Below are 10,664 nucleotides of genomic sequence, written 5' to 3'. Positions count from 1 at the left end.
CTCAAACGCCGGCGGGGCTATCTATAGCCCCGCCGGCGTTTGAGGCGCGGGGGTCTGGGGGCGGAGCCCCCAGGGAACGGGCGAAGGGCGGGGCGGGGAGCAGCCCGCGCAGTGGCACACCGGCCCCAGCCCCCGCACTCCCACCCGGAGGGGTCCGGTGCGGCGCCTCAGGCAGGACCCGGGCTGGCCTTGAGGGCGAGCCAGAGCTCCATGCGGACGTCCGGGTCGTCCAGGGAGCGGCCGAGGATCTCCTCGACGCGCTTCATCCGGTAGCGCAGGGTGTGCCGGTGCACGCCGAGGTCGGCGGCGGCGGCGTCCCACTGCCCGTGGCGGGAGAGCCACGCCTGGAGGGAGGCGACCAGGTCGCCGCGGCCGGTCGCGTCGTGCTCCCGCAGGGCCCGCAGGGTGCCGTCCGCGAAGGCGCGTACGGCGTCGTCGGCGAGCAGCGGCAGGACCGACCCCGCCGCGAGGTCCTCGTGCTCGACCAGCGCCCGCCCCCGCCGCCGGGCCACGGCCAGCGCCTGGTCGGCCTGCTTGAAGGCGGCCGCCACCCCCGCCGGGCCGGCCGCCGCCGACAGGCCGACCACCAGTTCGTCGGGCTCCGGCCCGGTCGTCTCCCGGCCGCGCCGGGACTCCAGGGCCTCCGCGTGATCCGCGCACGCCTGCACCGCCGAGCCCCCGTCGGCGGCCAGCACCACCAGCCGGCCCGGCTCGGGGACCACCAGCAGCGTCTCCCCGGTCCTGGCCGCCGCCGACTCCACCGCGTCGGCCAGCAGCGCCAGCCCCTCCGGCTGGGCGGTGCCCGGCAGCGCCGGCTCGGCGACGACGATCCGGAACGGTGCCTCCAGCAGTGCCCCGTACAGGTCCCCGGCCACGGTCCGGGCGTGCTCGGGCTCCCCCTCCAGCAGCATCCGCAGCACGGCCGCGCCGAGCCGGGACTCCGCGTCGTGCAGCGACCGGGAGCGCTCGGTGGTCAGGGTCAGCAGCGCGACGGCGGAGTGCACCGCGTACCGCTCGGCGGTGCCGAGCGGGGCCGCCGTCCCGACCGCGAGGGCGCCCCTGGCCCGCCGCCCGGTGCCGAGGGACTGGAGCTCGACCCGGTCCTCCGCGCCGCCCACCACCGCGCTCGCCGGCGCGGGCCGCTCCCGCAGCCGCTCCACGTCGGGGGTGAGCCGGGCGGCCCGGCGCGCCGCCCAGTCGGGGGCGGCGGCGACGACGGCGCCGGAGGTGTCGTACAGCGCGGCCCAGCCGTGCACGTGGGCCGCCAGCTTCGCCAGCAGGTCGGCCGGACCGTCGGCGGAGAGCGCGGCCCGGGTCAGCTCCCGCTGCGCCTCGAAGCCGGCGGTCACGGCCCGGTACTGGTCGGCGGCCAGGGCGGCGGAGACGGCCTTGCTGATGGCGAGGAACGGGGTCCGCCGGGGCACCTCCAGCAGCGGCAGGTCCTCCTCGCGGGCGGCCTGGAGCAGCGCTTCGGGGATGGCCTCGTAGTTGACCCCGACGGCGAAGCCGATGCCGACGACCCCGGCGGCGGCCAGCCGGCGTACGTAGCGGCGCATCTCCTCGCGGTCGTCCGCGTCCAGCTTCATCGCGGTGACGAGCAGCAGCTCGCCGCCCTCCATGTACGGGACGGGGTCGGCGAGCTCGCTGACGTGCGCCCAGCGCACGGGGGTGTCCAGGCGGTCCTCCCCGGCCCGGACGGTGAGCTTCAGCGCCGAGTGCTGGACGAGCGAGGCGAGGGTGAGCGGCATCGGTTTCCAGACGGGAGGGCGGGAGGAGGGGGACCGGCACGGGTTTTCGCCATGTCGTACGAACGGCCCCTTTCGATTCTGCCACCCCGTACGGGTCCCCTCAGCCGGTTCCCGACAGCCGGAGCAGCAGCGGGGCGGCTCGTTCACCCCGGACGGAGGTCAGCGACAGCACCGCACAGCCGGGCGGAACGGCGTGCGCCAGCTCGGAGGCGGACCAGCGCTCGCGCTCGACCTGGCGCACGGTGACGGCGTCGGTGGTCACGGCCTTGCCGGTGACCAGCTTGCGGAAGGCGTGGATGGCCCGGGTGAGCGGCTGGTCGGCGAAGACCGTGCGGTGGGTGACGTCCCGGGTCTCGACCCACTCGGTGCCCCAGGCCTCGGCGAAGCGCTGCCCGTCCCAGGTGGTGACCCCGGAGAAGGCCATCCGGCAGCCGACCGCGCCGAGCAGCGGCGTGCGCAGGGGTTCCGGTACGTCGTCCAGGGTGCGCAGGGTCAGCAGCACCCCGGCGTTGGCCGACCTCAGCCGCTGCACGCCCCGGACGGTCTCCGGGGTCAGGGTGTGCGAGGCGTCGTCCAGGGCGAGGAAGGCGAACAGCGAGCGGTCGGCGCGGGCCGCGGCGGCCGCGTTGAACTGGGCGAGGAGCAGCCGGGCCAGCATCCGGGAGGCGTCGGCGTGCGCGCGCTCGGGGAGGTCGACGCGGACCCGGACGGGGTGTTCGAGGGCGCGCAGCGAGAAGGGGCGCCCGCGTCGCTCGGAGCCGCCGACGACGGCCCCGACGTCGAAGAAGCCGCTGAACGCCGGCCGGTCGAGCAGGGCGGCACGGTCGGCGAGGGCCGGGCCGGGGTCGCCCGGGGCGCCCTGCTGGCGCAGGCGCGCGTCGAGCTCGCGGAGCATGGCCTGCCGGCCGGTGCCCTCCAGTGCCTGGCGGAGCGCGGTGAGGGCGGAGGGCACTCCGTCGAGGAGCTCGCGCAGTTCGGGTACGGCGGGGAAGCGGCCGTAGGCCTCGCGGAAGGGGCCGATCAGCTGGGCGAGGGTGGTCGCGGCGCGGCGTACGTCGATGCCGGGGACGTCTCCGACGAAGGCCTCGGCGAGGAGGCCGGCGGCCTCGTCGGGGTCGGCGGTGCCGCCGTAGAGGTCGAGGTCGTGGACGGAGGCGGGGTCGCCGACGCGGACGACGATGTCGTAGGCGTCGTCGGGGCCGAGCCGGGAGCCGGCCGCGCCGACGGCGACGACGGCGGCCTGCCCGGCCAGTGCCTGGAGCGCGAGCGACTCGACGACGGGCCGCACGAGGCGGGCGGTCTTGCCGGTGCCGGAGGGGCCGACGGCCAGCAGGGAGGTCCCGAGCACCCCGGGGTCGAGGGCGAGCCCGGTGCCGCGGCGGGGGTAGGGGTTGCGTTCCCCGTCCTCGACGGTGCCGAGCAGCACCTGCCGGGTGAGCAGGTCGTGGCGGGCGGCGCGGACCGGCAGGTCGCGGTCGCCGGAGGGGTGCACGCAGGCGCCGGCGCCCTTGTCCCTCACGGCGTCGTCGAAGGCCCGCAGCCGGGTCGGGTCGGCCCGCACGGACTCCCAGGCCCGCCGGATCCGGGCGAAGTCGACGTCGTTCATCCCCCCACCCCCGGCCTCCCGCCCCAACCGCTCGGCCGCCTCGACCAGTCCCGCCGCCCGCACCTCGGGCCAGTCGGCGGGGCCAGGGGACGAGTCCGGCTCGACCGGACGCGTTTGTGCGGACCGGGTGCCCCGGGACGTCCGTGTGGTGCCGGCAGGTCGGTGCAGCGCGGGCCACAGGAAGGCGAGGACGATGAGCACAGTGATGACCGTGTCCGCCTGGGCCATGGTGGCCTCGTTGCCGTTCCCGTCGCCGGGCACGAGGGGCAGCAACGGATACACGACGAGCCCGATCGGCAGTGAATACTGCGCCACCAGCCAGAGCGTGATCAGACAAGCGCCGGCAACCGTCCCCGCTTGGACCAATCGGCCGCGTGCGACGACCACACGTCGCCACGCCTTCGCCCAGGCGCCGAGGCGCCCGAATCCGTAGAGCAGGGCGGCGTCGAAGAGGAGCTCGTAGAGCGGCTGGGCCACCTCGCCGCCGGTCCCCTTGACGGCTGCGCCGGTGAGCGGGGCCCACCATTCGTCCGGAGTGAAGAGCTTGAGCGGCACGGTCCAGTACGGGATGTAGCCGTTGCGCATCAGCGACCACACGAGCACGCAGGCCAGGGCCGAGATGGCGGCACCGCTGATCAGAGAACGGTCCGAGGCCTCCTCGGGTTCTTCTTCGGCGCGCGGCACATGCCCGAACCGCCACACCCCCGGATCGGCCGTCGGCCGCCCGGTGCGCAGCCAGTCCGTGAACGGTGTCCCGACCGTCGGCGCGTGCTGCGGCTTCGGCGGGGTGCCGAGGGGTGGTGGCGGGCCCGCCGGCCGGGGGACGTGGCCCTCGCGGGTCGACTGTCCGTCGTGCGTGCCCTCGGTGTTCATGAAACCCCTGCCCCCTGCCCGTTCCAACGCGCCGCGGCGCTCAATCTAGTGCCCGGCCAGGCGTTCCGCGGGACACGCGCCGGTTCCTTCCTATGGCCGTCACGGACAAGGACACGCGGGCACCACTCCCGAACGGAGCATGCCTTACCCCCTCCCCCGGGCCTAGCCTGCGGACAAAGACACAAGTGCGTCCGAAAACACCCCCCAGGAGCCCTCCATGACCGCTGTCCCGCAGGAGCGCAAGCTCGTCACCGCGATCCCCGGCCCCAAGTCGCAGGAGCTGCAGGCCCGCCGCCTCGGCACGGTGGCCGGTGGCGTGGGCTCCGTGCTTCCCGTCTTCACGAAGCGCCTGGACGGCGGCATCCTCGAGGACGTCGACGGCAACCGCATGATCGACTTCGGCTCCGGCATCGCCGTGACCTCGGTCGGCGGCTCCGCCGAGGCCGTCGTGCGCCGCGCCACCGCGCAGCTCGCCGACTTCACCCACACCTGCTTCATGGTCACGCCGTACGAGGGCTACGTCGAGGTCTGCGAGGCGCTGGCCGAGCTGACCCCGGGTGACCACGCCAAGAAGTCGGCCCTGTTCAACTCGGGCGCCGAGGCCGTCGAGAACGCCGTCAAGATCGCCCGTGCGTACACCAAGCGCCAGGCCGTCGTGGTCTTCGACCACGGCTACCACGGCCGCACGAACCTCACGATGGCGCTGACGGCGAAGAACATGCCGTACAAGCACGGCTTCGGCCCGTTCGCCCCCGAGGTCTACCGCGTCCCGGTCGCCTACGGCTACCGCTGGCCCACCGGTGCCGAGAACTGCGGCCCCGAGGCCGCCGCCCAGGCGATCGACCAGATCACCAAGCAGATCGGCGCCGAGAACGTCGCCGCGATCATCATCGAGCCGGTCCTCGGCGAGGGCGGCTTCATCGAGCCGGCCAAGGGCTTCCTGCCGGCGATCGTGAAGTTCGCCAACGACAACGGCATCGTCTTCGTCGCGGACGAGATCCAGTCCGGCTTCTGCCGCACCGGCCAGTGGTTCGCGTGTGAGGACGAGGGCATCGTCCCGGACCTGATCACCACCGCCAAGGGCATCGCCGGCGGTCTGCCGCTGGCCGCCGTGACCGGCCGCGCCGAGATCATGGACGCCCCGCACGCGGGCGGCCTGGGCGGCACCTACGGCGGCAACCCGGTGGCCTGCGCCGGTGCGCTGGGCTCCATCGAGACGATGAAGGAGCTCGACCTCAACGCCAAGGCGAAGAAGATCGAGTCCATCATGAAGTCGCGCCTGTCCGCGATGCAGGAGAAGTACGAGATCATCGGCGACATCCGCGGCCGCGGCGCCATGATCGCCATCGAGCTGGTCAAGGACCCGGAGTCGAAGACCCCGAACCCGGAGGCGGCCGGCGCCCTGGCCAAGGCCTGCCACGCCGAGGGCGTCATCGTCCTCACCTGCGGCACCTACGGCAACGTGCTCCGTTTCCTCCCGCCGATCGTCATCGGCGAGGACCTGCTGAACGAGGGCCTGGACGTCATCGAGGCCGCGTTCGCGGCCATCTGACCGAACGTTCAGTTCGAAGGACTGGAACGCTTGCTCGCGGCGCCCGCCCTCTACCACCGGTAACGGTCGGGCGCTGTGAAGAAGCTGTGGGGGGCCGATGGCGGGAGCGCGTTCCCGCTGTCGGTCCCCCTTTCGCTGGCGTACGGTTTCTGCAGATGAGTGAGACAGACCGTTCCCGGGCCACCGGGAGCGACACCGGTACCGGGCTTCCCCAGCGCCGTACTGGTCATGCGTTCGCGCACACTCCTCTCAGATCGGACGGCCGTCCGCCCCAAACCCCCCGGGGCGCACGGCAACCCGATCCGGGCGGCCGCCCCGGAACCATCCCCCCTGTTCCGGGGCGGCCGGCCATCCTCCCGACGGCCCTGTGCCTCGGCCTCTTCGCCCTGATCACCTGGCAGGTCCTGGTGTCGGGGCCGCTCCTGGTCCCGGACCACGCCCTCAGCCGCGCCCTGGTGCGCACCGTGCCCGACGCCGTCACCGAGCGCCTCGCGGACCTGGGCAACGTCCCGGTCGCCGTGCCCGTCCTCGCGCTGGCCATGGCGTACGCCGCCTGGCGCGGGCGGCGGCTCGCGGCGCTCGCGGCCGGCCTGGCGATGGCCCTGGTGCCGGCGCTGATCGTGCCCCTCAAGGCGTGGACCGCCCGCCCCGGCCCGCTGGAGCCCTGGGCGGCCGGCTACTTCCCCTCGGGCCACACGGCTACGGCCCTGACGGCGTACGTGGGCGCGGCCCTGCTGCTCTCCCCGTACACCCGGCGCCGCTGGCCGATGGCCGCCGCCCTGGTGCTGTCGGCGGCGACGGCCACGGGCCTGGTGCTGCGCGGCTTCCACTGGCCGCTCGACGTGCTGGCCAGCGTCCTGCTGTGCGTACCGCTGCTGCTGGGGGTGCGCCGGGTGGCCGGCGGCCGTCAGCGGCCGTAGTAGGCGTCGAAGTTCCGGCTGAACTCCCAGCCGCCGAAGCGGTCCCAGTTGACGGACCAGGTCATCAGGCCGCGCAGGGCGGGCCAGCTGCCGTGGGTCTGGTAGGTGCCGCAGTTCTGCTTCTTCGTCAGGCAGTCCAGGGCCTTGTTCACCTCGGCCGGCGGGGTGTGCCCGTTGCCCGCGTTGGTGGTGGCCGGGAGGCCGATGGCGACCTGGTCGGGGCGCAGCGCGGGGAAGAAGCGGGTGGCGTCGCCGGCGACGGGGAAGCCGGTGAGCAGCATGTCGGTCATGGCGATGTGGAAGTCGGCGCCGCCCATGGAGTGGTACTGGCCGTCGAGGCCCATGACCGGTCCGGAGTTGTAGTCCTGGACGTGGAGCAGGGTCAGGTCGTCGCGCAGGGCGTGGATGACGGGGAGGTAGGCGCCCGCGCGCGGGTCCTGGCCGCCCCAGGGACCTGGTCCGTAGAACTGGTGGCCCAGCTGGACGAAGAAGGTCTCGGGGGCCATGGTCAGCACGAATCCGGGGCCGTACCTGGCCTTGAGGGTCCTGATCGCGGAGATCAGGTTGGTGATCACCGGGGTGGTGGGGGTGCGGAAGTCGGTGTCCGCGGCGGCGAGGGAGAGGGAGTGGCCCTCGAAGTCGATGTCGAGGCCGTCGAGGCCGTACTCGTCGATGATCTTCGCGACGGAGGTGACGAAGGCGTCGCGGGCGGCGGTGGTGGCGAGCTGGACCTGGCCGTTCTGGCCGCCTATGGAGATCAGCACCTTCTTGCCGGCCGCCTGCCTGGCCTTGATGGCGGCCTTGAACTCGGCGGGGGTCTCGGCGCCCGGGCATTCGGTGACCGGGCAGAGCCGGAAGCGGATGTCGCCGGAGGTCACCGAGGTCGGTTCGCCGAAGGCGAGGTTGACGACGTCCCAGGAGGCGGGGACGTCGGCCATCCGGAGGTGGCCTGAGCCGTTGGCGAAGCTCGCATGGAGGTAGCCGACGAGGGCGTGGGCGGGCAGCCCGCCGCCGGGGTTCCCGCCGCCGGAGGTGGTGGTGGCGGGGACGGTGGCGCTCCTGGGCGACTCGCCCGCGGCGTTGGTCGCGCTGACCTGGAAGCCGTACGTGGTCGAGGGCGCGAGGCCGGTCACGGTGGCCGAGGTGCCGGTGACCGCGAGGGCGGGGGCGCCTTCGCGGTGGACGCGGTAGCCGGTGGCGCCTGCGGAGGCGGTCCAGGTGAGGGTGACGCTGTTCGCGGTGGCCTGGCCGGCGGTCAGGCCGGCGGGGGTCGCGGGCGGCTGGGTCTGGCCGCCGCCGGGGACGGGCCCGACGAGGGTGAGGTCGTCGGTGAGGTGGGCGCTCTGGCCGTACCAGCCGTGGGTCCAGACGGTGACGGAGGTGGTGGCGGGGCCGGTGCGGAAGGCCGTGGTGAGCTGCTTCCAGGCACCCGGGGCCTGGGTCCAGGTGGAGACGTCGGTGGTGCCGGTGCCGGTCGCGCCGAGGTAGACGTACGCGCCCTGCATCCAGGCGGAGAGGGTGTACGCCGAGTCGGGCTTGACGGTGACGGTCTGGGAGCAGCGGGCGTTGTCCTGGCCGGCGGGGGTGGCCTTGAGGGCGGACGTTCCGCTGTGGACGGGGGTGCTGACGGTGCTTCCGCTGCCGCCGGTGCAGGTCCAGCCGTCGAGGCCGGATTCGAAGCCGCCGTTGCGGACGAGGTCGGCGTCCGCGGCGGAGGCGGGCGGTCCCGCGGTGAGGAGGGCGGCCGCCGCGAGGGCGGCGGCCGTGAGGAGGGACAGGGCTCTGCGCACGACTGCCTCCGGAACATGGGGGGATGGAGGATCCGGGCACGACGGCGACCAAGATGGTCCAGACCAATCCCCTTGTCAAGGCTTCGCGCGGGCTCCCCGCCCCTCCCCCGTCAGGGCCCTCGCCGCCGCCTCGTGGAGTGCGAGCTCCAGCAGCGCCGGGTCGGTGAGGGTGCCCCGGCCGTCCGGGAGTTCGAGCCAGCGCGGGCCGTCCGCGGCCCTGCCGGGGTGCGGGACCGCGATCCAGCTCCCGCGCCCTGCTCCCCGTACGCCCGTGCCGATCCAGCGGGAGGCCGTGCCCGGGGGCACGAAGAAGCCCACCCGGGCGTCGCCGGAGTCCGCCAGCACCGGGCCGGGCGGGGCGGGCAGCAGCCGCAGTACGCCGTGGGCGGCCCGTCCCAGCTCCCCGGGCACGACGAGCACGTCCCAGTGCCGGCCGGCGGGCAGCAGGGCGACCCCGAGGGGGCTGCGCTCCCACTCCCACCGGCAGGCGTCCGGATCCGGCGCCGCCGTGACCAGCCATTCCACTGCGGTCCTCGCTCCCGGGAGCGTCATCGCCCGGCCTCCGTTCGTCTCGTCGCGGTGAGGGGTCCTCACCGGGAGAGAGCGGGGCCGGGCGGGGCTATGACGCGGGTTGCGCTGCTCCATGGGGGTGAACCGGGTCACGGGGCGAACCGCGGGCGCACGCCGGGGCGTACGGACTTACGGACTTACGGGCTTACGGGCTTACGGGCTTACGGGCGTCAGCTGTCGAAGCCGAGCCCGAGGCGGTCCAGCGTCTTGAGCCACAGGTTGCGGTGGCCGCCCCGGGCGTCGGCGCGGGCCAGCGACCACTTGGTCAGGGCGATCCCGGTCCAGGCGAACGGCTCGGGCGGGAACGGCATGGGCTTGGACTTCACCATCTCCAGCCGGGTGCGCTCGGTGGACAGGCCGTCGAGCAGGTCCAGCATCACCTCGGCGCCGAAGCGGGTGGCGCCCACGCCGAGCCCGGTGTACCCGGCGGCGTAGGCCACCCTGCCCCGGTGCGCGGTGCCGAAGAAGGCGGAGAACCGGGAGCAGGTGTCGATGGCCCCGCCCCAGGCGTGGCTGAAGCGCACCCCTTCCAGCTGCGGGAAGGCGGTGAAGAAGTGCTCGGCGAGCTTGAGGTAGGTCTCGGGGCGGTGGTCGTACTCCGAGTCGAGCTTGCCCCGGTAGGGGTAGATCGCGTCGTAGCCGCCCCACAGGATCCGGTTGTCCTTGGTGATCCGGAAGTAGTGGAACTGGTTGGCGCTGTCGCCGAGCCCCTGGCGGTTCTTCCAGCCGATCGAGGCGAGCTGCTCCTCGTCCAGCGGCTCCGTCATCAGCGCGTAGTCGTAGACGGGGACGGTGAAGGGCCGGATCCGGCGGACCAGCGACGGGAAGATGTTGGTGCCCAGGGCGACCCGGCGGGCGAGGATCGTCCCGTAGGGGGTCTCCACGGTCATCCCGGCGCCGGTCTGCGCCATCTTCAGGCCGCGCGTGTTCTCGTAGATCCGCACGCCCTGCTCCAGGCAGGCCCGCTTGAGGCCCCAGGCCAGCTTTGCGGGGTTGAGCATGGCGACGCCGTCGCGGTCCCACAGGCCCGCGAGGAAGGTCGGCGAGTTGACCTCCGCCCGCAGGGCCTCGCCCTCCAGCCACTCGGAGCCGTCGCCGAGGCCGAGCCCCACGGCCTCCTCGTGCAGTTCCCTCAGCTCCTCGACCTGGTGCGGTTCGGTGGCCACGTCGATCTCGCCGGTGCGTTCGAAGTCGCAGTCGATGCCGTAGCGGGCGACGGCCTCCTCGATGGCGTCGAGGTTGCGTGCGCCCAGCTCCTCCAGCTTGGCCAGCTCGCCCGGCCAGCGGGCGATGCCGTTGGCCAGGCCGTGCGTGAGGGAGGCCGCGCAGAATCCTCCGTTGCGGCCGGAGGCGGCCCAGCCCGCCTCCTTGCTCTCGATCAGTACGACGTCCCGGCCGGGGTCGCGCTCCTTGGCGATCAGCGCGGTCCACAGGCCGCTGTAGCCGCCGCCGACGACCAGCAGGTCGCAGCGCTCGTCGGAGGTGAGGGCCGGCTGTGGCGCCGGGCGGCCGGGGTCGTCCAGCCAGTACGAGACCGGCTTGGCCTCGGAAAGGGATTTCGCAACACTACGCATGGCGACTGGGGCCATGGCTTCCAACTCCCTA

7 protein-coding genes are annotated in these 10,664 nt (G+C 73.8%); 2 read left to right on the top strand and 5 right to left on the bottom strand.

Features of this window, described 5'->3' with window-relative positions; translation table 11 throughout:
• Positions 1-167: 167 nt before the first annotated feature.
• Positions 168-1,748: a PucR family transcriptional regulator gene (locus AC07A6_RS17135; RefSeq protein WP_478777612.1), complete on the bottom strand. Its 1,581-nt coding sequence runs from the start codon at positions 1,746-1,748 to the stop codon at positions 168-170.
• Between the two features lie 100 nt (positions 1,749-1,848).
• Positions 1,849-4,227 (bottom strand): ATP/GTP-binding protein, encoded by a 2,379-nt coding sequence (locus AC07A6_RS17130; protein ID WP_478777611.1) that lies wholly within the window; start codon positions 4,225-4,227, stop codon positions 1,849-1,851.
• A gap of 217 nt (positions 4,228-4,444) precedes the next feature.
• On the opposite strand from AC07A6_RS17130, the gene gabT reads away from it, so the two are divergent.
• Both gabT and AC07A6_RS17120 read left to right on the top strand, forming a co-directional pair.
• On the top strand, positions 4,445-5,779 hold the full coding sequence (gene gabT / locus AC07A6_RS17125; protein ID WP_362457755.1) for a 4-aminobutyrate--2-oxoglutarate transaminase: 1,335 nt from the start codon (positions 4,445-4,447) through the stop codon (positions 5,777-5,779).
• A 407-nt stretch (positions 5,780-6,186) separates the two neighbouring features.
• Positions 6,187-6,699 (top strand): phosphatase PAP2 family protein, encoded by a 513-nt coding sequence (locus AC07A6_RS17120; protein ID WP_478777610.1) that lies wholly within the window; start codon positions 6,187-6,189, stop codon positions 6,697-6,699.
• Here AC07A6_RS17120 and AC07A6_RS17115 read toward each other — a convergent pair.
• The 3 genes from AC07A6_RS17115 to AC07A6_RS17105 all read right to left on the bottom strand — a co-directional run bounded on the left by AC07A6_RS17115 (position 6,687) and on the right by AC07A6_RS17105 (position 10,648).
• Positions 6,687-8,489 carry a chitinase gene (locus AC07A6_RS17115; RefSeq protein WP_478777609.1) on the bottom strand — a complete coding sequence of 601 codons (1,803 nt, stop codon included), beginning with the start codon at positions 8,487-8,489 and terminating at the stop codon, positions 6,687-6,689. The genes AC07A6_RS17120 and AC07A6_RS17115 overlap by 13 nt on opposite strands.
• A gap of 75 nt (positions 8,490-8,564) precedes the next feature.
• Entirely contained in the window at positions 8,565-9,041 is a 477-nt protein-coding gene (locus AC07A6_RS17110) for a hypothetical protein (protein WP_478777608.1), read from the bottom strand.
• 188 nt (positions 9,042-9,229) lie between these two features.
• The gene (locus tag AC07A6_RS17105; protein ID WP_362457746.1) at positions 9,230-10,648 is read right to left on the bottom strand and encodes an NAD(P)/FAD-dependent oxidoreductase; all 1,419 of its coding nucleotides are present in this window, start codon (positions 10,646-10,648) and stop codon (positions 9,230-9,232) included.
• Between the last annotated feature and the right edge of the window lie 16 nt (positions 10,649-10,664).

It is taken from the genome of Streptomyces sp. NPDC044002 (assembly GCF_056434525.1).
The sequence above is the reverse complement of the archived record's forward strand: the minus strand, read 5'-3'. Positions and strand labels throughout refer to the sequence as shown.